The following is a 22,121-nucleotide window of genomic DNA, read 5'->3' on the forward strand; positions in this document are numbered from 1 at the left end:
GGCAGAAGATACAGCACAGTGATGACATTGAAAGAACACCATGGACTTGCAAACCGAGCGCCGACTAGAAAAATTCCTGCAACTATCAGCTATCCCGATGGTGCGCATCGATCCGCGCATGGAATTCCATATGCCGCCCCTGCATTTCTACATTGAGTACATGAATTCCCGTGTCGTGTTTACGATGAGTCGAACTGTCGAACATCCCCACCGAGCCAGCACTTTCAAGACTCTGCTGAGCCTGTGTCATCCCGCTCGGACGCAGGGAATACCGTTGCGTGCCTACATGATTAGCGAACGCTTGTTTCTCAGCCTCTCCCCCGCTCCGGAGCATGACGTCAGACATTGGCTGGCCTGCTACCAGACGATGCGGCGGCTACTTGAAGCCCATTTCAGCGGCGCACAATGAAATACATAAGCAAATGGCTGACTCTGGCAGCCCAACGCCAGGATGTGGTACTGGCAATCGTTTTGCTGGTAGCCGTTTTCATGATGATTGTGCCGCTGCCTACCGGGCTGGTCGATCTTCTGATCGCAATAAATCTGACCGTATCCATCATCCTGCTGATGATGTCGCTCTACATCCGCGACCCACTCGAGTTTTCGGCATTTCCGTCTCTATTGCTGATAACCACGCTGTTCCGACTGGCACTCACCATCAGTACTACGCGACTCATTCTTCTGCAGGCCGATGCCGGAGAAATCATCTATGCCTTCGGCACCTTTGCGGTAGGCGGCAATCTTGGCGTCGGGATGATCGTCTTTCTGATCATTACGGTTGTCCAGTTCATCGTGATCACCAAAGGTTCCGAGCGGGTGGCCGAGGTCGGCGCACGCTTCTCGCTTGACGGCATGCCAGGCAAGCAGATGAGTATCGATGGAGACCTGCGCGCAGGCGTCATTGATGCGCGCGAAGCGCGCCGTCAGAGAGGGCTGGTGCAAAAGGAAAGCCAACTGTACGGCGCGATGGATGGCGCGATGAAGTTCGTCAAAGGGGACGCCATCGCCGGTATCATCATCATTATCGTGAACATTCTTGGCGGCGCAGCGGTAGGTGTTTTCATGCATGGCATGAGTGCCGGGGAGTCAATGTCCACCTATGCACTCCTGTCCATCGGTGATGGTTTGATCGGTCAGATTCCAGCGCTCCTGATCTCAATTACCGCTGGCATCATCGTCACGCGAGTGCCAGGCGAACAACGCCAGAACCTTGCAGATGACATAAGTGATCAGATCACCAAATATCCCCAGGCGCTTATACTGGCAGCTTGCGTACTGATCGCTTTCGCATTGATCCCTGGTTTTCCATTCGTATACTTCGTGTTGCTGTCAGCGGCAATCTTCAGTTGCACCTGGTGGCTGAAGAAGCGGCGTCGTGGCACCACCAAGCACGGCACTGCTGCAACCAACGATGCTGAGCGGGCATTTACTGCTAGCGCTGACGGACTAAGCGAAGGCGGCAGCGAGCTTAGACCTGGCGCAGAGCCGTTGATGGTGAAAGTAGCTCCCGACCTGTTATACACAGGCACACTCCCCCAAAGCCTTGCTTCCCTGAGATACACAATGTTTGAGCAACTTGGCATTCCGCTGCCGGAAATTCACGTCCAGGAAAGTCCAGAGCTACTACCGGGGACCTTGCGAGTGCTGCTTTATCTGGAGCCTGTTTTGTCCATCAAGCTCCACGAGAACATGCTACTGGCAGACACTTCGACGCCATTACAGGCACTCGCCCGACAGACCGATGCACTGCCATTCAACAGCTTGAACCTGCAATGGTTCGATCCCTCCACAAGTCAGGCACTGGCAGCTACGGGCGTGACTTTATACGAGGGGGATGCCCGTACAGTTCATTGCGTATCGCTGGCAATCGAGCGCTACGCCGCGGACTTCATTGGCGTACAGGAAACGCGCTATTTGATGGACGCGATGGAGGGCAAATACGCAGAATTGGTGAAGGAGGTACAACGCCAACTTCCGATTGGAAGAATCGCGGACACACTGCAACGCCTGGTTAGTGAGCAAGTATCGATCCGCGACCTGCGGACTATTTTCGAAGCACTGATTGAGTGGGCACCGCGCGAGAAAGATCCGCTCATGATTGCAGAGTACGCGCGCATGGCGTTGCGCCGACACATCACCACACGGCATCGGGCCGGCCAGATTTGTATCAATGCCTGGACGATCGGAGATCGTATCGAGGGCATGATTCGCGAATCAATCCGACAGACTTCGGCGGGATCCTACTCGTCCCTCGCACCGGAACAGAACCAGGCTATTCTAGGCTGTATCCGATCTGCTTTCGAGCAACGAAAATCACAGAGCAGCGTTCTTCTGACGGCGATCGATGTGCGACGCTTCCTGCGCAAACTCATAGAGCGGGAGTTCTACCATTTGCCTGTGCTTTCGTTCCAGGAAGTGAGCGATGAAAGCGAGTTACACGTGATCAGCAATATCGATCTGATCGGCGAGGTCTGATATGCACCGACCCAATCCACACAAAGTGCACGACTTAGTCACCGCCAGCCTTACAGAGCGTATTGACTCGCTAAGCCATTGTCCGATAGCGATAGCCTCCCGCTTCGGACGCATCGTAGAGGTCGGCCCAACGCTACTGCGGGCGTCTCTGCCAGGGGTTGGGCTGGGTGAGCTTTGCCGTATAGAACCTCAAGGGCTCGAAGCAGAGGTCGTTTCCATCAAAGGCGAATTCGCCTGGCTTTTACCTTTCGGCGAGCCCTTCGGGATAACGGTCGAAAACTTAGTCAGCACGAAGGGCGAACCTCATTCGATCAGCGTAGGAGAGCACCTGCTTGGCAGCATCATCGATGGGTTGGGTCGCCCTCTCGATGACAACGTCAGCCCCGACGACGCCCCCCGACGAGGTCTTGAGAATACCGCCCCCAACCCGCTTACCCGAACGCTCATCGATACACCGTTACCACTGGGTGTTCGAGCCATTGACGCTATGCTGACCTGTGGAGAAGGGCAGCGCATCGGAATCTTTGCTGCAGCCGGCGGCGGTAAGAGTACGTTGCTAGGGATGATCTGCGGCGGCTGTTCGGCCGACGTCATCGTGCTGGCATTGATTGGCGAGCGCGGTAGAGAGGTTCGCGAATTTCTCGAACAGACCCTACCTGAACAATCGCGACAGCGCAGTGTGATCATCATTGCAACCTCTGACCGCCCAGCAACTGAACGATTGAAAGCTGCCTACACTGCTACGACCGTAGCCGAGTACTTTCGCGATCAAGGCAAGAAGGTTTTGCTCATGATGGATTCGCTCACGCGTTTTGCGCGCGCGGCACGCGAAATCGGACTCGCGGCGGGTGAGCAAGCTGTGGCAGGCAGCTACCCGGCGAGCTTTTTTGCACGACTACCCCGTTTGCTGGAACGCGCGGGGCCTGCCAAGGTCGGCAGCATCACAGGAATCTACACAGTGCTGGTGGAAGGAGATGACATGAACGAGCCCGTAGCTGACGAGGTGCGTTCGATCCTCGATGGGCACATCGTTCTATCGCGCCAACTGGCCCAGGCCCACCACTATCCAGCCATCGATGTTAGCGCCAGCGTGAGCCGGATCATGCATCAGGTCACCAGTGATGACCATCGCCGTCAAGCAGGCAAACTACGCCGTCTACTCGCTGCACACAAAGAAATCGAACTACTGGTCAGGGTTGGAGAATATCAAGCGGGTCAAGACACACAAGCCGACGAGGCACTCGCACGCAAGGAAGCAATCCAAGCATTTTTATGTCAACGCACCGATGAAAAAATTGCTTATGAACAGACACTGGAGGCTCTATGGAAAACCACGGAAGGACAACTCTGAATACCCTGCTGTCCATCAAGGCAAAGCGTGAACGCAGTTTGCGTTTGTTGTTCGCTACGTACCTGCAACAGGAAGCGGATCTGCTGGAAAGAAAGAACGTACTGCTCGATCAGCGCCAGCAACACTGGGAGTCCTGGCGTCGGCTAAGCGGGATTGAGCAACAATTCAGCCATGATCAATTTCAAATACACAAACGCACGCTTGCCAGCTACGGGGAGGAAGATATCCGATTCACAGAAAATCTGGATCAGATTAAGGCCGAATGGCAGCAACTACAGGTAAGCAAATCAGAGCAACAGTCGCTGTTACGCAAGAACTTGCTCGAGCAAGAGAAGCTCAGAATGATCCTGGAATAATTTATGCAGATTTCGAAGAACACAAAGCCGCGCGTACACTGCGAAACACCCATGGTTGAGTTTATAAGCGCTGGACAGCAAACCTCCTTCCTTACATTGCTGAACAACGGCACCTCGCGTGTCGCGGACGAACTGTACACGTCGCAAACCAAGCCGGTCGGTCGGCGTGAAGAGATCACACACCTATACGAGCTCATGCTACCGCGTACCTTGCAACCACCTGAACAACTGAGTGTGCGCCTCACAAATGGAGCACTCGCAGGCATGCTCATCGAAATACACAGGCAAGCAGGCACACTCACACTACGCTTACGCTTGAGTGGCACTCAACGAAGCGGTCGCTGTGGTGACTGGCAGGCTGAGTTGAAGCTCGAACTCGCCGCACACTTTGAACTTCCCATCCATTTAGAGTTTTTCGATTGCGATGCGCCCACTGACTAAATTGTCGTCACTAGAGGGCGAGCTGCTGCGCAAACTCGGCATAGGACGAGAATACGTTTGGGACGGAGGTCGACTACGCCTTGGCTATACCGAGCAGCCGACCTGTGAACTGGTACTCGAATGCATGCTCGACGAGCAACCGTTGCGTTTGGGCATGCTCCCAGAACAATGGTGCGGCTGGCTTGATCTTGAGTTGCCGATTCCGTCCTGGCAAATGCTTGCTGAGGATTTACACCTACCGCTAGCGGCTCTGACACTAGAAGCCCTGCAAAAGGCGCTACGCGCGCTCAACCTGCCTTACCCGTTCGCGTGCAAGCTCCACGAGACGCCACCGACTCAAGCGCAAAAGGGTTGGTTTCTGCGTCTGGAGCAGGGTGACCGTTTCTTGAGCCTGCAACTATTAGAAGTCCCGCTAATATGGTTGGAGTCACTGATCAATGCTCTGCATCCCATTTACGCAATGGACGATGGAGCACCTGCCTTTCGAGCTCCAGTGTCACTCGTGGCCGGCTGGAGCACACTTGAAAGGACTCGCCTACACAGCATGCATATAGGCGATGCACTTGTCATGCGCCGCGCTTGCGCCGTCGCGGAGGCCCGCCTATTCCTTTTCCTGCAGCGTCCGCTGGCCACTGTCAAACTCACGTTTCCCGATACCATTCAAATCGAGGGCCTCATGTCTGACTTCAATGATTGGCTAGACGTACAACCGGCCGCCCCCACGAATGTGAGCATTTCCACTCCAGACCCGCTTGTCACAGTTGTGGTCGAAGTAGCCAGTATAGAGCTAGCGCTGAATAGGCTCACATCTCTCGAAAAAGGCGACATTTTGCAAGGGCTAATCCATCAGGACGAACTTGTAACGCTAAAAGTCGGCGGGCGTACTTTTGCGCACGGCATCCTTCTCGATATCGATGGCCAACTCGCGGCCCGTATTGAACGGCTGGCCTAAACACGTAGCACTCCAGGGGAATCCTTACTAGGAAAGTTCAGGTCTTACCCCTATATCTACAGAGAGGACTCCCTTGGACAATGAATTACATCATTAACACGCGGAGCCACCAATGGGTTTGCTGGATCAGCCCTTGCAGTTGATAGTCGTGCTCCTAGCACTCTCGATCATGCCACTACTTGTTATTATGGGAACGTCGTTTCTTAAACTGGCAATCGTGTTTGCGCTGCTGCGTAATGCACTGGGCACACAGCAGATTCCACCCAACATCGCACTTTACGGCCTTGCCTTAGTGTTAACGTTATTCATCATGGCACCGGTGGGATTCGATATACAGGAACGCATCTCAAGGGAACCCATCGAGCTTCAATCCAAGGACTTCGTGCGGCAGATCGAAATTAGCATTCTTGTGCCTTATAGAGAGTTTTTGGAGCATAACACCGCGCCAGAGCAGGTGATCTTTTTCTCGGAAATAGGTCATCAGATCTGGCCCGAGAAATACCACGCGCGTATCCCCGAAAACTCTCTACTCGTCATATTGCCGGCGTTTACGGTTAGCCAACTGATCGAGGGCTTCAAGATCGGCCTCCTGTTGTTTCTGCCCTTCGTTGCTATAGATCTAATCGTCTCCAATATACTGTTGGCAATGGGCATGATGATGGTCTCGCCCATGACTATTTCCTTGCCGCTCAAGCTGCTCGTATTTGTATTGATAAACGGTTGGGAGAAACTGATTGGACAATTGCTGCTGTCATTTTCTTGATGAAGCCTGCCGGGAGCGTCAATGAGCACCGCCGTTATCACCCATTTAGCCACCCAGATGCTATGGATCATTCTTCTGCTATCCCTACCTGTCGTCGTCGTCGCTTCCACCGTCGGCGTCATCGTAGGTCTGGTGCAGGCACTGACTCAGATACAGGATCAAACCGTTCAGTTTCTTATTAAGCTGATCGCGGTCTCCATAACGCTGGCAGCTACATATCACTGGATGGGAGACGTGCTGATGAATTACACCATACGTTCGTTCGAACAGATCAATCGAATGGCTTTGTAAACATGGAACTGCTGACGGTCTGGATGCCGGCACTGGGCATTTCCATCCTGCGCCCCCTAGGGATGATGCTGATTGTTCCGATCATGACCCCGTCAGTGCTTGGAGGCACGCTCATACGCAATGCCTTCGCGCTATCACTAGCACTTCCCACGCTAGCCTTGTACGAAACCTGGCCCCTCCCGGGGAGCGAGCAGTTGAACGGCTGGGGATATTTGTGGATAGTCGCTTCGGAAATCAGCATTGGCGTCATGATAGGTTTCGTCGCCGCTATTCCATTCTGGGTAGTCGATATGGCCGGCACACTGATCGACACCATGCGAGGTACGGCAATGGCCAGCGTCATCAACCCCATGATCGGCCAGGAATCTTCTTTACTGGGGATCTTGCTTACTCGCGTATTCAGCGTCATCTTCCTCGTTACAGGGGGTTTGAATGAACTGATTGCTGCTCTCTATCACTCCTACGTAACCTTCCCACCGGGAGCTGCCTGGCAACTGAGGGAAAGTTTTCCAACGTTTCTCATACGCCAATGGCAACTGCTCTATGAACTCAGCATTCGCTTCGCAATGCCCGCGATGGTCGCTGTATTACTGGTAGATATGGCATTTGGACTCATCAACCGATCAGCTCCGCAAATGAATGTCTTTTTCTTGTCTATGCCCGTTAAGAGTGCGTTCGCCATCTTTTTGCTGATTGTGTCACTCGAGTATGCCATGCAATCGCCTACTGAGTGGTCCCTTCACATCGTAGAACACTGGCAAGAATTGTCGGATCATTTGCGTTGAGTGAAAAAACAGAAAAACCCACACCGAAAAAGATTCGTGATGCCCGCTTGAAAGGGCAAGTAGCCAAAAGCATGGAGATCACCAGCGGGTTGCAACTGGCTGCCATCCTCGGTTATTTCCTGCTTGAAGGTCCGTACCTGCTGCAAGCATTAAATTTGCTGGTGGTTGTCTCTATCGAAGTTATCAACTACTCAATTGGACCCGCTACCGACCGAATACTTGCGACCTTCGTCGGACTTGCACTGCGCTTTCTCGGCGGCATTGCCGCGCTTGTCATCGTCATTACCGTGGTCTCGATTCTTTCTCAGATCGGCCCGCTATTGGCCTCGGAAGCGCTCAAGCCCTCACTGGAAAAGGTCAACCCACTGAGCAATGCCAAGCAGATGTTTTCGATGCATAGTCTATTCGAGCTGACCAAGTCGATTTTGAAGGTGCTGATTCTGTCATTGATCTGCTACTACCTGATCAAAACCTATACCCCATCGATCCAGTACCTACCATTGTGCGACATCGATTGCGGCATGAAGACCGCAACCCGCCTGCTGTTCTGGATGCTGGCTGTATTGCTAGGCTTTTATGCAATTTTTGGTCTCGCCGATCTCGCGTTTCAACGCTACAACACGAACAAGAAGCTGATGATGTCGATTGAGGACATCAAACAGGAGTTCAAAAACACTGAGGGTAATGCGGAAATAAAGAGCAAGCGCAAAGAAATTCATCGGGAAATTCAAAGCGGCAGCCTGGCAAAAAATGTCAAAAAATCAACTATGGTAGTTCGCAACCCGACGCACATTGCAGTATGCCTTTACTACCAGCAAGGAGAAACCCCTCTGCCACAGGTACTCGAAGTCGGTCATGACCGCATGGCACAACATATTGTTCGACTTGCCGAAAAGGCCAGGATCCCGGTAGTGGAGAACATAGAAATCGCGCGGATGCTCGCAGCACAGGTTGCTCCTGGTAGTTATATCCCTTCCTCACTGTTCGAGCCGGTTGCTCACTTATTGCGTTTCGCGATGAACTTGAATTATGAAGATGAATCTAAAGAAACTTAAAGCACTATTTAACAACAGACGAATTCAAACGACGATCTCAAGGGAGACGCTGAACGATTAACCCGTTCGCATCGGCCCCATTTCCAAGGCCGATTTTCGCCCTCTTTGCTGATTTGCGGGTCTATCCCGCCTTTCAGACGGATTTATTCCGACTCCGTTGCAAATACCGCCTAGCCAGTATCAGATTGACCAACCCAATCGACTCAACAACTCCGCCGGGCGCTTGGCCGCACCGGTGTATCCAACGCCACTCGAAACATAGGTTTCGTCACCGTGCAGCAACTGGTCGACCTAGGTGACATCCACCACGTTCGCGGCCGTATTCGATCTTGCGTCGCATGCGCCCGTATCAGACTCTTTTTTGCGTGCTTTTTATAGCTGCTTGGTCAGGCGGCAATCGACCAGATCATCTTGCGATCCTGATGCTCGGGACGTTTGTCCACGCCGGTGTAACCGGCGTCGCCACACACGTAAGTTTCCTCACCGTGCAGCAAGTGATCGACCTGCGTCATGTCCGCCACATTGGCCGCCGTGCCCACCAGGCTACGCACCAAGCCGGATTCGGCATCGACGCCGATGTGCGCTTTCATACCAAAAAAGTACTGATTCCTTTTCTTGGTTTGGTGCATTTCGGGATCGCGTTTACTGTCCTTGTTCTTGGTCGAACTCGGCGCGTGAATGATCGTCGCATCGACCACCGTGCCGGGACGCAACAGCAGGCCACGGTCGCCCAGATAGCCATTGATGACCTGCAAGATCCCGCCTGCCAACTCATGTTTTTCCAACAAGCGGCGGAGGTTGAGGATCGTGGTTTCATCGGGAATCCGATCCAGATTCAAGCCCGCGAACTGACGCAGAATCGTCGTTTCATATGGTGATTCTTCCATCGCCGGATCGCTGTAGCCGAACCAGTTCTGCATCAAATGAACGCGCAACATGGCCATCAACGGATATGCCGGACGGCCCCCTTCGCCCTTTGGATAATGCGGCTCGATCAAAGTAACCAAGCCCTTCCAGGGCACGACCTGATCCATCTCGATCAGAAAGCGCTAGCGGCGGGTCGGCTTACGTTTGCCGGCGTGCTCGGCATCGGCGAAGGACATCTGTTTCATCGGGACTCAACCGTCGTGTTCGTGTCACGCGGGTATTTCACCAGATTTGGAAGTCCTCTTCAGAGTGCCCCTAAGTAGTTGAAGTGTTCGCGTAAACGATCCAAGAGTGTCCTGAGACGAATGGGGCAGCTCATGCTGAGTCAGGATGACCGGCAGGCGCCTCATGATGGCCAGCCCTCTGGGCAGGCTCATCCCGAACGCCAATAGGAAACCATACATCTGGTTGGCGGTTTTGGTGCCGCCTCGCACCGGTGACTCTCGCAGAAGATGCAAAACTGAAAGTGCCTGCCAGGCTTCGGCCTTAGGCGAAACGAAACGCATGGACGGGCGTGATGCGCTTCGCAGCTGGCTTCAGCATCGACAAAATCATTTTGCTACCCTTGACGTAAGGGCGGACGAATTGGGGGGAAATCAGCTTGATTTCATGACCGATGACCATCAATGAAGAGCAACGAAATGCGCTCCAGCACAGGCCTCCATAACCACGGTAGATACCGGAAGGTTGCTGAAGAACTGCATCATCTGCTGACGTGAGAGTTTCTTACGAAACACCTCCCGGCCTGTCTTGTCCTGACCGTGCAGATAAAAGCTGTGTTTGCCGAGTTCAATCCCGACCATTGCTAACTCGCTCGTGATGACGCAATCACCTATATTTGGCGCAAGAAAAGTGGCATTACTTGGCTGTCGTTCTGGATCTCTGCACACGCCGGATAGTGGGATGGCACTGCCTGAAAAACCGGACGCTGAGCTCGTAATCAAGGCCGTGGATATGGCATACGAGCAGCGTGGTATGCCTTCAGGACTGCTATACAATTCGGATCAAGTGTCGAAACCTTCTTGGCAGCTTGGCGGCAACAACCGATACCCGCGGATATCTCAAGCTCGTTACCTGGGCCAACCCCTTCGGTATGTTGAAGCGTGCGAGCGTGGAAGGCACCAGAACTTATGGCTCGGATTGAGCCCGTATCCTGTGTGATCATGGCATCAAGGTGCTGGAGGTTAACCGCCCTGATCGCTCCAAACGCCAGCTCCAGGAGAAATCCGAACCCTACCGACGCTGAGAGCGCTGAGAGCGCTGATCGATCCGTTCTTTCGGGAGACGCCAAGGCGATCGCCATGACCCAATCGGGTGTGCCGAGGCGACGCGGGAGGTTTCGGTCGCTCGGCGCAACGCAGTCTGAGCGAAAACCCAAGCGATCAATCAATTGAAAGCCTTGCTCGTCAGTGCCCCGCAAGACATTCATGAACAGCAATTTTTGAAAGATCGTTTGTGCCAAGTGCTTGCAGGTTTCCAAGGCTAGCATCTAAAGGATTAGATGAGCAGCACTACAAGCGCGGCCTTAACACACTGAATTCAGGTACCCATTCATTGTACCCACTCGATTAATTTGTAACAAAATTTATTCTGATTAATACTCTTGCCCCGGATACAAGGGACAATCAGGATTAGGAGCTAACAACAACCGCCCAAACCTAGTGCATATTTGCTATCTTACTCCTCGAGTAATGACAACTATCTTTAAAGTATTTATCTCGCACCAATACGCAAATAAAGATATCTAAATATACCACAATCACTTCAAAAAATGAGGACGATCAACTTCAACCAAAACCTCTAAAGAATGCCTTGCCATACCTGGACAGCACTAAAAACTAGTTAAATATTAATTAAAAAATCATGCCCTACCACCACAATATAAGAGTTTGACTCCATCCAGAAGAACCATTCCCGCTAATTGATTCTTAATTATTTATAAACAAGGAATTATATGTCAAAACCAAAAGAGAATAAAGTATCTCCCCCTATTCAGGCCATCAATGCACACGAGCAGGTCGATAGTTTTAATCATTGGTATGATCGTGGCGGGCCCGCTCTGGTGAACGGTAAGCCTTCATTCACCGCCGATCAGGCTGCAGACGAATTACTGCGTAAAGGCGCAAGCTGGCACGATCAGAGCGGGGACGGAAAAATCAGCCTCAGCTACACATTTCTGACCTCCAAGCCCGCTGACTTCAACCCGAACCTGGGTAATTTCAGTGAGTTCAATGCAGTGCAAAAGGCCCAGACAGTGCTCGCTTTGCAGTCTTGGTCTGATGTTGCAGATGTGACCTTCGCTGACACCCCTGGCGGGGCCGATGGTCACCTGACGTTTGGCAACTACAGCACCTATACGGGCGGTGCAGCCTTCGCGTACTTACCAACCGGTGGTTCACGTGACGGTCAGTCCTGGTATATGGTCAATGATCAGTATCAGGTCAACACCACGCCGGACAACGGTAACTACGGCCGGCAAACGCTCACCCACGAAATTGGCCACTCCCTGGGGTTGTCTCACCCCGGCAACTACAACGCTGGAAACGGCAACCCGACGTACAACGATGTCACTTATGCTGAGGACACGCGTGGCTATAGCCTCATGAGTTATTGGAGCGAAAGTAATACCCACCAGAACTTCAGTGGCACTTATTCGTCAGCGCCGTTAATGGATGACATCGTGGCAATCCAGAAGCTCTACGGGGCGAACCTGGATACCCGCAGTGGCAACACCGTTTACGGGTTCAACTCGAACACCGAGCGCGACTATTACACGGCGACCGCATCCGGCGACAAGCTGGTGTTTTCGGTGTGGGATGGCGGTGGTAACGACACCCTGGACTTCTCCGGTTTCAGCCAGAACCAGAAAATCAACCTCAATGCAGGTTCGTTCTCCGATATAGGTGGCCTGGTGGGTAACGTATCTGTTGCTCATGGTGTGACGCTGGAAAACACGATCGGAGGCGCTGGTAACGATCTCTTGATTGGTAATTTGGCGGCCAACATTCTTGAAGGCGGTGCCGGGAACGACATCATCTATGGGGGTGGCGGTGGGGATTCCTTGTGGGGCGGTGCCGGGGCAGACACTTTTGTGTTCGGCCAAGCTAGCGACTCGACGATGACAGCGCCGGCCTGGATCATGGACTTCACCACAGGGCAAGACAAAATAGATCTGTCAGGCATTGCCGCGTTTTCGTCGGCCAGCGCGACGCTGAACTTCGTAAGCAGCTTCACAGGTCATGCCGGCGACGCCATCCTGACATACTTCCTAGAGAGTAATCAGAGCAGTCTGATGATCGATCTCAATGGCAGTGGCCAGGTGGACTTTGCGGTAGGTACCGTCGGGCAGGCCGCGACAACCGATATCATCGCTTGAGCGAAGGCTAGTTTACGGTCTCAGAAATTAGATCTCCGGCTGACTGGTTATAGATGTTCTTTCAGCCAGCACTCGGAGATCGTCATGCCCCCCACCCGTCGGCATCAGACTTGATCCGGAGAAACTTCCCGAGCTAAGCCGTCACATTTTATCTGCCATCATCTGCTAGCGCGATGGTCGTCGAATAAGCGTGATTACTATCAGCCATACACGGTTGTTCATGTGTTGAAATAACATACTTTAGGGGGGGGGTCAATATAACTCAATCAGTAACACGTACCATATCGCTATACCCCCACCGCTTGAGACTTACGTACATCCGTCCTGACCTACTTTTGGGCCTCGGCCATATCAAAAACTCGATGACGCGGTTATGTCCGGAAGGAGATCACTTTATTCATAGCGCCAAACTACACTCAAAGCAGCTTGAGTTATACCAGCGTAAATCAGCATAGAAAATCCTTTACAAAGAAAAAATCTTTTACTAAATTTGCTCCCTCCAAGTGATTTCTAACCGTTAGATAACAGCGTTACAGGCTACACTGGGCTTTCAACAACCGACCTCAAGGACACGTGACAGTATTTGAGGGTAACTGAAATAGCCGTAATCGATATAATCGATTTCGCTTCATTCAACCAGGCATCTATGTCTATTAACTGGAAAAGTACTAACCGTTATTTCTCAACAGGATCGTTTCATGGCCACTAGTCGCTCCCAGCGTCTGCAAAAAAAAATGCTTTTTGTGAGCGAGTTCCCGGAATTGGGCTTCGAATTGCACTTGGACTTCAAGGAACCTCTGGCTGAAGACGCAATCGACGCACTCCTCAACGCATTCCTGAAAGAAGCGATGGAAGCCAATGGTCTCGGCTATGTTGGCGGCGATGACTACGACCTGGATTGCTTGCATAAGCGTGGCTCGGTCAGCGCTGAGTAACGCGCTGCCGTTGAAATCTGGCTCAAAGGCCGCGCCGAGCTAACCAGCGTTGAAGTCAGCCCGCGGCTCGACGTCTGGTACCCGGAAAGGCCGATCAATTCGATAGCTTGATGCTCAAAGGGTCATCCATTGCGATGACCCTTTTGTTTATGGCTTAAGAAGAACGCCTTTATATTCAGTTTGCCTCCCTCCTTTTCTCGCACCCAGATTTATCGCCGCGCCCTGAGAGGCTTAAGTTGATACGGCCTCCTAACAGCGTTTCTGATCGACTTGGCAAAAACATGCGCCCGGATTCGAAGCCAGGCATTGGGACGTGCCAACATTCAATTTTCGCTAAACGTCCGAGATATAAAGAAATCGGCACCTCCCGCTTTCTACGTATCGTCAGTACTTCCCCCCGTATCCATGCATTTAAATGGAACAGGCAGAGTGGCACATCACGAATTAGTCCGGCCCCTTAGTAACCGTCAGCAGGACTTTTACTTCTAAATTTCAACAACTTGCTTCCACTAACTATTTCTAGAAGTTTAGAGGATCGCATTTTACTGAGTCCGGCCAATGCATGAATTTTTATGGGGAGCCGAGAGAATTCGGAAAAATCGTACGCTAAGGCTTTCCGAGCTATCGTAACGGCCTGAATTTCCCGTATTCCAGCTTGCGGCTCTGCCGCCATAAGTAATCGCCGGTCAGGTTGATGCGGTAAATTAGGAGTTTTCTGAAATACGTTACGCAATAAGATCTATATGGTTAGGAGTATAAATTCAGTCGACTTATTCATATAAAGAGCTCGACATTTCCATGATGCAATTCGAACCGTCCAGTCAAAGCGTTGCCATGAAGAGCTATGTATCCATTCCAGAAGTACTGTTGCGACTTAATGAAAGCCAGGCTGCCCTCGCTGAATTAATCTCTATCTGCACAGAGTTGTGCCGTCGCAGCCGGGACTTCCCAAGCAGTGAGCGATACAAAAATTGCTTTTCGCTTGTTCATATCATTCATTAGGGATTATCGAGGTAATTCAGAGAGTCAAGCCCACAAAATAGCGACTGTCGAGTTTTAATAAGCAAATGCTTTCTGCACTTTTAATATTACCCACACCTTAATTTGACTTATATTGGGAATTAGATTACCTATGTGCTCCTCTCGTAAATTGCATGCAGAACTTGAAAGAAGTGATCGTCGAAGGTTTTTGCGATTCGCAGGAATTGGTGTTGGCCTCGTAGCTTTCTCAAACGTCCTCTCAATAAAGCCGGCTCAGGCACGCCCTATCGCGCCCCCCCCCAAACCCCAAAATGCTATTAATCCTGATGACGCGCTCAAGAGATTGAGAGCCGGTAACGCGCGCTACATAGAAGGTGTCACCAGGCGACAGGACTTCCTTTCGGAGCGTGCTGCACTGGTGGATGGGCAAAATCCATATGTCGCCGTACTCAGTTGCGCCGACTCACGCATTGCCCCTGAGTACGCCTTTGATACCGGGCGTGGTGACTTGTTCGCAGTACGGGTGGCGGGAAACTTTATAACCACTGACGTTTTGGCCAGTCTTGAGTATGCGGTCGCCGTGTTAGGCACACCGCTGCTGGTTGTTATGGGGCACGAGCGTTGCGGTGCTGTGTCGGCGGGCGTTAAGTCCGTCAAGGAAGGTGCGACTTATCCTGGTAGCATCCAAAGCCTGGCGACCGCCATTGAGCCGTCCGTGCGCAAGGTCCTTAAACAGCCCGGAGACTTGTTGGAAAATGCTATTTCCCAAAATGTTAAGGACAATGTAGCGCGCCTAAAAAGCTCATCTTATTTATTGGCTGATGCGGTGCAGCAAGGGCGCTTGAAGATTATTGGCGGGGTTTATCAGCTACACTCTGGAGAAGTGAAGTTCATCGTATAAATATGCTTCATTAAGAGCTCCCCCCCTTGTTATGTTGCGCGGCAAGCAGGCGTCTGGATCGGTCGATGAGAATTGTTAATCCGGCGTTCATCGCGCTGGATTTCAACAGCGTGAAGCTCCTTCATTTGAGTCTTGAACTTGAGTTTTTTCTCTTGCCGCCGCACTGCGCTGGCCTAGGAAACTGTAGGGTCTTGTCCATCGGTAGAATCAGTACGACATGTATCCTGGACGGCTTTTCCTTCCGACGCTAATACATGGTTTTGGTGCGGTGAAGGTCAAGCGGGCAAGGACATTGAGGATGTGAACGGCGCTAAGACTTCCCGACTCAAGAACCAACTCCACCGCCACCAACACTGGTTCGAGACCACCGATGGGCACAGCAGCCAGTTGCTACATCATGATTCGATCGTTGGTGTGACGCCTCAGTCCACGTATGAGAAGCCGTAACGGCTTTGGCAGTTCAGCAAATGGGGCGCCATTGCGCAGTGCACCAGGCTTGCGCTCGAAAAGCGGGATGTAATGCTGCCAGTCAAAGCTGACCTGATCTCAATCAAAGAGGCGCTCGTGGCTGGCGATCACCGTTTCGTCGGCGATGACCACGATTCGTGAAGGATATAGACGGCTACTGACCCACTGGCCGACTCGCTCACATGGCACTGAATAGCGATTTCGCGCCACGCTGATCAGGCAGGTGCTGGAGACCCGCACGGTGCGCTCGACGTAGCCATCTAATGCCGTTGGCACTGGTATCATTTCGACCTGCTCCAGCTCCAGTACCTCGGCCACCGTCAGCCCGTTGTACTGCGGATGCACCAGTTCGCTCCAGAGCGACCGGCAACGTTGGCCGAGCCAGACATTCAGTTCCTCGAAGGTTTGAAACATGCAGTTTTGAGCATCAAGCTAGATTCGCCTCCGGCTGTACTGAACGCTCTTTTCGACGATACCCTTTTCCCAGCCAGAGGACACGTTGCAGAAGTCCGGATCGAACAGATAGTACGCGCGCATCTCGGAAAACCGGGCGTTGACCGTGCGGCCTTTGCCTTTGTTGACAGCCGGTTTCATGTTGTCGTAGATGACGCGACGTGGCAAGCCACCCAACGCTCCAAACGAACGGGTATGGGCATCAAACAGCATCTGGTGGCCTTGGCTGGGGTACGCAACCAACCAGAATGCGCGACTGGCGCACAGCTTCATGTGGGAGACCTGGATACGTCGAAACAGGCCACCGATCAGCAGACTCTCTTCGCTCAAGTCAAATTGAAACGCCTCGCCGAGCGCAAAAGTCAGCGGTACAAAAGCGCGTAAAGACTTCCCTTGCTCACCTAGCCAAGAGCGTACAAACGCCGTGAGCTGGCTGTAGCCGCCGTCGTAACCCTCGGCCTTGATCTGCTCGAAAAGCGCTTTGGCGCTCCTGCGGTTGTGTTTTGGCCGGAACGAATCGGGCCTGTTGCAGTGTCTCTTGGAAAGGGCTGAGTTTATTGAAGGTTGCGCACCGTTCGTACGCCGGCTGAGTGGCTTCGGGCGCTCTGACCCATTTTCGGATGGTGTTTCTCGACAGCCCGATACGCTTGGCTATCTGATGCAGCGAGAGCTTGTCGCGGAAGTACATCCGCCGGATTTTTCCCAACATTTCCATGCCGATCACACTGTGTTCTCCTGCTCAAAAAGTGAGCAGAAGCAGTTGAACACCTGGGGATGCGGCTGAAATCTTGGACTACCTGGAGGTAGTTCATGTATTCATACGAAGACCGTATCCGAGCGGTCAAGCTCTACATCAAGCGAGGCAAGCGAACCGGGGCAACTATTCGTAAGTTGGGCTACCCGACGAAGAACTCTTTGAAGAGTTGGCACGCAGAGTATGAGCGATGCCTCGACCTGCCACGCGGCTACGAGAACTCGAAGTCGAAGTACTCACTGGCCCAAAGGGAAAAGGCTGTCGGGCACTATCTCGAATACGGTCGCAACATCGCCGCTACTATCAAGGCGTTGGGCTACCCCGCGCGAAATTCGTTGCGTGCCTGGATTTACGAAATGCACCCCGAGTTGCACACGCGTATTGTCAGTCGATCAGACGGATTAGCGCGGCCACCTGCGGTGAAGCAGGCAGCGGTCATCGCACTGTGCACGCGAAAAGAAAGTGCAAAAGCCCTGGCTCAAAAGCTGGGCGTGTGCAGGCCTACCTTGTACAACTGGAAAAACCAGCTACTCGGCCCAGAGGTATCCCCATCCATGAAGTGTCGGCTTGAACCCTCATCGTCACCGGAACGAGAGGAGTTGCAGCGACAACTCGAATCTCTCCAGCTCGATGTTCGCCGTTTGCAGCTTGAACATGACCTGTTGATCAGGGCGAATGAACTCATAAAAAAAGAGACGGGCATCAACCGGCGAGTCCTGACCAATCGGGAGAAGACATTGCTGGCTGATGCCCTAAGGCCGAGGTACTCCTTGCTAGAGTTGCTTGACGCGCTGGGCTTGGCCCGAAGCTCCTATTTCTATCATCGAGCCCGAATGCAGGTCGCGGAAAAGTACATCGAAGTGCGTCGCGCCATGGCGGACATATTCGAGCGCAATCATCGTTGCTATGGTTACCGTCAGATGCGAGCTTCGTTGAGCAGGCAGCGTGTGCGCCTTTCAGAGAAGGTGGTGCAGCGCTTGATGAAGCAGGAGTACCTAGTCGTCGCTAAGCCGAAACGGCGTCGATACGGTTCCTACCTCGGGGAGATCAGTCCGGCGCCGGAAAACCTGCTCAACCGCGACTTCACGGCCCTAGCTCCGAATGAGAAATGGCTGACCGACATCTCGGAGTTCCAGATCCCAGCCGGCAAGGTGTACCTGCCCCCCATGATCGACTGCTTCGATGGGAAGGTAATCAGTTGGTCGATCGGCACGCGTCCCGACGCCGAGCTTGTGAACACGATGCTGGATGCCGCTGTCGAAACGGTGGCCAGCAACGATAAACGGCCTGTTGTTCACTCCGATCGTGGCGCTCACTACCGCTGGCCCGGCTGGTTATCGCGCATCGCTGATGCGAAGCTGATTCGTTCGATGTCGCGCAAAGGCTGCTCACCTGACAACGCGGCTTGTGAAGGTTTCTTCGGTCGACTGAAAACGGAACTGTTCTATCCTCGCAACTGGCAGTCAACGAGCATCGAGCAGTTCATTCAGGCTTTGGATTCATACATTCGCTGGTACAACGAAAAAAGTATAAAGATTTCCCTCGGCGCGCTCAGTCCCATTGAGTATCGTGAAAGCCTGGGCTTCGCGGCATAACAGTCCAAGTTTTTGTCCGCATCCCCTTTGGCAAAATCCCAGGATACCAATCGCCGAGCTTTTCGATGATAAAGCAAATGACCTTCGCCGATGCCGAGTACGCCGGCAAGCGCAAGCAGACCCGCAAAGAACTGTTCCTGATCGAGATGGATTGAGTCGTACCCTGGAAGGGTTTGATTGCCTTGATCGAACCCCATTACTCGAAGAGCGAAGGTGGCCGTCCTGCCTATCCGTTGATGGCGATGCTGCGGGTTCACCTCATGCAGAACTGGTTCGGTTATAGCGATCCAGTGATGGAAGAGGCCCTGTACGAAACGACGATCTTGCGCCAGTATTCCTGTGTAAACCTGAAGCGAATTCCGGATGGAATCACCATCCTCAACTTCCGTCCCCTGCTGGAAAAACACGAGTTGGCCACTGGTATTCTCGGTGTGATCAATGGCTATCTGGGCGACCGTGGCTTGTCACTGCGACAAGGCACCATTGTCGATGCCACGCTGATTCATGCGCCCAGTTCGACCAAAAACAAGGATGGCAAGCGTGACCCGCAAATGCACCAGACAAAAAAGGGCAACCAGTATAACTTCGGTGCCAAAGCGCACATTGGGGTCGACGATGAATCAGGGCTGGTGCACTGCGTGGTGGTCACTGCGGCCAACGTCGCGGATGTAATCCAAGTCGAAAAACTGCTACACGGCACCGAGAACGTGGTCTGCGCTGATGCGGGCTATACCGGCGTCGAGAAGTGTGAAGAACATGCGGGACGCAAAGTCATCTGGCAGGTTGCAACCCGGCGTAGCACCTACAAAAAACATCGCAAACGCAGCGTATTGTACAACGCGACACGCAAGATCGAAAAAGCCAAGGCTCAGCTTCGCACCAAGGTTGAGCATTCATTTCGGGTGATCAAGCGCCAGTTTGATTATACCAAAGTTCGTTTCCGGGGCTTGGTGAAGAACACTGCTCAAATGGTGACGCTGTTCGCCTTGTCGCACCTATGGATGATGCATCGACATTTGCTCTGCGGCGTGGGAGAGGTGCGTCCGTAATGGGGGAAATGGCTGCTACGAGGCGCTCGCAGCAGCAAAACACATAAAGTAGTCGGCAGATTTGACCGACTTTTTACGGCTGTCGTTTTTTGAAAGCGCCAATGGCTCAATCGCCGAAAAATTGGCGGTTACTTCAGACCATCCCTAACTGCTCAATGTACCAATCGAATAGCGAGTGCCTGGCTTCCGAATAGGGATTTCAAATTGCTTAACCGACCCGACAAAGACGCGCTCCGAGCACTGCTGGAGTCCAAGTCCAAGAAAAGCTGCATCACGACCCAGGCGCGGTACCTCTGGTTGGGGTCCGGGACTATTCATAGCCGCTCAGATTGTCGAGGGCCATTGTGAAACGATAGAGGTCGAATTGACACTGGAGCAGGGCACAATTTTCCGTGTTATTTCACCGGTAACCCAATAAGCTTTTCATTGGGTAGTTTCTTGCTGTTTCGATCCCTCACTCTATATCGATTGATATGTTCTGCAAACTTTGTGTATCAGGCACCGATCCGGACAGATTTAATTCACCAGACTTTCAAAACCCATTTCCGTATCGATTTACCACACTTGTAGAAAAAAGCTAATTTCCGCTGGTATCATTTTGCAACTGTTACTATTTTGCTATCACCATCCCGGTTCCAGACGTTTAAAAGTAATCAACTCACAAGCAATTCTGACTCAAAAATCGGCAAAAAAAGCGGGTGCCTGAAGAAATTCGTAAAAATTCACTCATTGAAAATACCCTGAATTTACAGTCATTTTTCAGTGCTTGCCCACTGAAAAAACACAATTGACAGACATTCTACAAAATACACTATTGACTGCCCGCCGAGCATATGGAAAATATAGCTGGCAAATAAAACCACTTCTCATACACAGGCATCAAGAAAACATTATGGCTTATTCTATAAGTGTAAGTAGCAACGAGCTAGAGTCGGCCGTCGGGCTTGACTTTGAGTACCTAAGCAATGAATTCAGAATTGTGAGGATTTGTCGATTTCAATGCATTGGATGGATACTTGATGCAGTAGCAAAGGTCGAGCACGAAGCCCGATCTGGTAGCACTTGGACAAACCCAGAAGAATCAGTTAAAGCCCTAATGCGATTCCCCTGCGTCCCCGAAAACCTTGCAAGAAAATTGATTGTCGCAGAATCAACAGAAGAAAAATTCAATTTGGTATGGAATTACATTTCAGACGATGAAAAAAACACCGCCATTACAATAAATTTTAATCATTACCATAACTTCTGGCCTGGTTTTCAACTCTACGCCAGAATGATCACACTCCACATGGCAAAAACTCTAGAAAAAGAAGACCTAAAGGAAAAAATTGAGCAACTTATAGAGAACTCAACCAACTCTCCTTCTGTCAACCCAGAAAGCACCACGTCCCCGGACATTAAAATAGAATATATTTATTACGACAACTTGAAAAACAATGCTTCTCGAATGGTGGTTTACGAAATTATAAAATCACCACTGCCAGCAGAATTTTCTGATGACATACCTTATTAAAGGATAGCCTATAGCACCTAAATCTTGAAAACCAAAAAAATCTAGTGATGTGATGTATATCAGCGTATACAATCAGTAGAAATCATTTGCCCGTTGACGTAAATAGGAAAATTGCTTGTTGCCGCTACTATATTTAGGAGCACTGCATTCAACTCTGGGCCCCGCAAGTACGGTTCTCCTCCGGGGACCAGCAACCCGACATCAGCATCGATTCTTCCGGCGAATCAATTTGTAGGCCCCCACAATTATGAGTTCACATTCTGACGCTCGCTCAAGAGCGCCATGCACTCCCTCATCTCTGCCAAGCAGTGGCCCATACCAATTCACCCACCGATGTCAGACTAAATCCGGTAGGCAGCCGCTCGAATAGCGGTACGCCGAGCTCTTCCTCGACCTTGAGAATCTGTCTATCAATAGCCGATGCAGACCCGCGGCCATGAATTAGACGCTGTCAGCGACTTCCACGGGCAAAGTTCATCTCGTAGGTCGCGAACATCATGGTCATTCCATCCCTGGCCAAAGCATCAGACAGGTAAGCCCGAGCATCTGTCCAGAGTGATTTTAACGAGGCAGCCAAGCGTCATCAAGTACAGCCGGTGTCTCATCACGGTTATGAATATAGTGTGCCTTGAACGGCTAAGCTGCAAGTGCTACTTGCTGGTCAAGACTTCAACGCCTTGGCGGTCTCAAGGACCAAGTG

The 22,121-nt window shown here is 51.9% G+C and carries 17 protein-coding genes and 7 pseudogenes; 17 read left to right on the forward strand and 7 right to left on the reverse strand.

The window, feature by feature from the left end; genetic code table 11:
* The first annotated feature begins 40 nt into the window (after positions 1 to 40).
* The 10 genes from HYE77_RS22875 (at position 41) to HYE77_RS22920 (ending at position 8,469) form a co-directional block, all read left to right on the forward strand.
* Positions 41 to 409, forward strand: coding sequence for a type III secretion chaperone SycN (locus HYE77_RS22875; RefSeq protein ID WP_177069422.1), 369 nt, complete (start codon positions 41 to 43; stop codon positions 407 to 409).
* Positions 406 to 2,475: an EscV/YscV/HrcV family type III secretion system export apparatus protein gene (locus tag HYE77_RS22880; protein WP_177069423.1), complete on the forward strand. Its 2,070-nt coding sequence runs from the start codon at positions 406 to 408 to the stop codon at positions 2,473 to 2,475. The genes HYE77_RS22875 and HYE77_RS22880 overlap by 4 nt, the downstream gene beginning before the upstream one ends.
* Before the next feature lies 1 nt (position 2,476).
* Entirely contained in the window at positions 2,477 to 3,826 is a 1,350-nt protein-coding gene (locus HYE77_RS22885; RefSeq protein WP_177069424.1) for an EscN/YscN/HrcN family type III secretion system ATPase, read from the forward strand.
* Positions 3,799 to 4,182, forward strand: a complete 384-nt coding sequence (locus HYE77_RS22890; protein ID WP_177069425.1) for a hypothetical protein — start codon at positions 3,799 to 3,801, stop codon at positions 4,180 to 4,182. The genes HYE77_RS22885 and HYE77_RS22890 overlap by 28 nt, the downstream gene beginning before the upstream one ends.
* Before the next feature lie 3 nt (positions 4,183 to 4,185).
* Positions 4,186 to 4,623, forward strand: a complete 438-nt coding sequence (locus HYE77_RS22895; RefSeq protein ID WP_177069426.1) for a hypothetical protein — start codon at positions 4,186 to 4,188, stop codon at positions 4,621 to 4,623.
* 124 nt (positions 4,624 to 4,747) lie between these two features.
* Positions 4,748 to 5,575, forward strand: a complete 828-nt coding sequence (locus HYE77_RS22900) for a FliM/FliN family flagellar motor switch protein (RefSeq protein ID WP_177069427.1) — start codon at positions 4,748 to 4,750, stop codon at positions 5,573 to 5,575.
* A gap of 112 nt (positions 5,576 to 5,687) precedes the next feature.
* Positions 5,688 to 6,338 carry a type III secretion system export apparatus subunit SctR gene (gene sctR, locus HYE77_RS22905; protein WP_177069428.1) on the forward strand — a complete coding sequence of 217 codons (651 nt, stop codon included), beginning with the start codon at positions 5,688 to 5,690 and terminating at the stop codon, positions 6,336 to 6,338.
* 21 nt (positions 6,339 to 6,359) lie between these two features.
* Positions 6,360 to 6,629 carry an EscS/YscS/HrcS family type III secretion system export apparatus protein gene (locus HYE77_RS22910; protein WP_177069429.1) on the forward strand — a complete coding sequence of 90 codons (270 nt, stop codon included), beginning with the start codon at positions 6,360 to 6,362 and terminating at the stop codon, positions 6,627 to 6,629.
* Between the two features lie 2 nt (positions 6,630 to 6,631).
* Complete coding sequence (sctT, locus tag HYE77_RS22915; RefSeq protein ID WP_177069430.1) at positions 6,632 to 7,414, forward strand: type III secretion system export apparatus subunit SctT; 783 nt, start codon at positions 6,632 to 6,634, stop codon at positions 7,412 to 7,414.
* Positions 7,411 to 8,469: an EscU/YscU/HrcU family type III secretion system export apparatus switch protein gene (locus HYE77_RS22920; protein ID WP_177069431.1), complete on the forward strand. Its 1,059-nt coding sequence runs from the start codon at positions 7,411 to 7,413 to the stop codon at positions 8,467 to 8,469. Before sctT ends, HYE77_RS22920 begins: the two co-directional genes overlap by 4 nt.
* Before the next feature lie 183 nt (positions 8,470 to 8,652).
* Here the strand turns inward: HYE77_RS22920 and HYE77_RS33005 are convergent.
* The 3 pseudogenes from HYE77_RS33005 to HYE77_RS22930 all read right to left on the reverse strand — a co-directional run.
* Positions 8,653 to 8,760: pseudogene (locus tag HYE77_RS33005) on the reverse strand (IS5/IS1182 family transposase); the annotation flags it as partial.
* 98 nt (positions 8,761 to 8,858) lie between these two features.
* A pseudogene (locus HYE77_RS22925) lies at positions 8,859 to 9,512 on the reverse strand (IS5 family transposase); the annotation flags it as partial.
* 140 nt (positions 9,513 to 9,652) lie between these two features.
* Positions 9,653 to 10,199, reverse strand: a pseudogene (locus HYE77_RS22930) (IS110 family transposase); the annotation flags it as partial.
* Between the two features lie 24 nt (positions 10,200 to 10,223).
* Between HYE77_RS22930 and HYE77_RS22935 the strand changes: the two are divergent.
* From HYE77_RS22935 to HYE77_RS22950, 4 genes and pseudogenes are all read left to right on the forward strand, one after another.
* Positions 10,224 to 10,413: pseudogene (locus tag HYE77_RS22935) on the forward strand (DDE-type integrase/transposase/recombinase); the annotation flags it as partial.
* A 937-nt stretch (positions 10,414 to 11,350) separates the two neighbouring features.
* The gene (locus HYE77_RS22940; RefSeq protein ID WP_177069432.1) at positions 11,351 to 12,772 is read left to right on the forward strand and encodes a serralysin family metalloprotease; all 1,422 of its coding nucleotides are present in this window, start codon (positions 11,351 to 11,353) and stop codon (positions 12,770 to 12,772) included.
* A gap of 698 nt (positions 12,773 to 13,470) precedes the next feature.
* Positions 13,471 to 13,818: pseudogene (locus HYE77_RS22945) on the forward strand (50S ribosome-binding protein YggL).
* A 1,021-nt stretch (positions 13,819 to 14,839) separates the two neighbouring features.
* Positions 14,840 to 15,589 carry a carbonic anhydrase gene (locus tag HYE77_RS22950; protein ID WP_177069433.1) on the forward strand — a complete coding sequence of 250 codons (750 nt, stop codon included), beginning with the start codon at positions 14,840 to 14,842 and terminating at the stop codon, positions 15,587 to 15,589.
* 546 nt (positions 15,590 to 16,135) lie between these two features.
* Here HYE77_RS22950 and HYE77_RS32665 read toward each other — a convergent pair.
* The 3 genes and pseudogenes from HYE77_RS32665 to HYE77_RS33010 all read right to left on the reverse strand — a co-directional run.
* Entirely contained in the window at positions 16,136 to 16,471 is a 336-nt protein-coding gene (locus HYE77_RS32665; RefSeq protein WP_256347471.1) for a hypothetical protein, read from the reverse strand.
* Between the two features lie 18 nt (positions 16,472 to 16,489).
* Entirely contained in the window at positions 16,490 to 17,068 is a 579-nt protein-coding gene (gene istA / locus HYE77_RS32670) for an IS21 family transposase (protein ID WP_371321564.1), read from the reverse strand.
* A gap of 76 nt (positions 17,069 to 17,144) precedes the next feature.
* Positions 17,145 to 17,225 (reverse strand): annotated as a pseudogene (locus HYE77_RS33010) (hypothetical protein); the annotation flags it as partial.
* Positions 17,226 to 17,320: 95 nt separating this feature from the next.
* On the opposite strand from HYE77_RS33010, the gene HYE77_RS22960 reads away from it, so the two are divergent.
* The 3 genes and pseudogenes from HYE77_RS22960 to HYE77_RS22970 all read left to right on the forward strand — a co-directional run bounded on the left by HYE77_RS22960 (position 17,321) and on the right by HYE77_RS22970 (position 21,421).
* The gene (locus HYE77_RS22960) at positions 17,321 to 18,859 is read left to right on the forward strand and encodes an IS3 family transposase (protein ID WP_177069434.1); all 1,539 of its coding nucleotides are present in this window, start codon (positions 17,321 to 17,323) and stop codon (positions 18,857 to 18,859) included.
* 68 nt (positions 18,860 to 18,927) lie between these two features.
* Positions 18,928 to 19,908: pseudogene (locus HYE77_RS22965) on the forward strand (IS5 family transposase).
* An 892-nt stretch (positions 19,909 to 20,800) separates the two neighbouring features.
* Positions 20,801 to 21,421, forward strand: coding sequence for a hypothetical protein (locus HYE77_RS22970; protein WP_177069435.1), 621 nt, complete (start codon positions 20,801 to 20,803; stop codon positions 21,419 to 21,421).
* A gap of 292 nt (positions 21,422 to 21,713) precedes the next feature.
* Here HYE77_RS22970 and HYE77_RS22975 read toward each other — a convergent pair whose 3' ends face one another.
* Positions 21,714 to 21,863, reverse strand: coding sequence for a LysR family transcriptional regulator (locus HYE77_RS22975; RefSeq protein ID WP_177069440.1), 150 nt, complete (start codon positions 21,861 to 21,863; stop codon positions 21,714 to 21,716).
* Positions 21,864 to 22,121: the final 258 nt, after the last annotated feature.

It is taken from the genome of Pseudomonas sp. IPO3774 (assembly GCF_013386835.1).
Lineage (GTDB): Bacteria > Pseudomonadota > Gammaproteobacteria > Pseudomonadales > Pseudomonadaceae > Aquipseudomonas.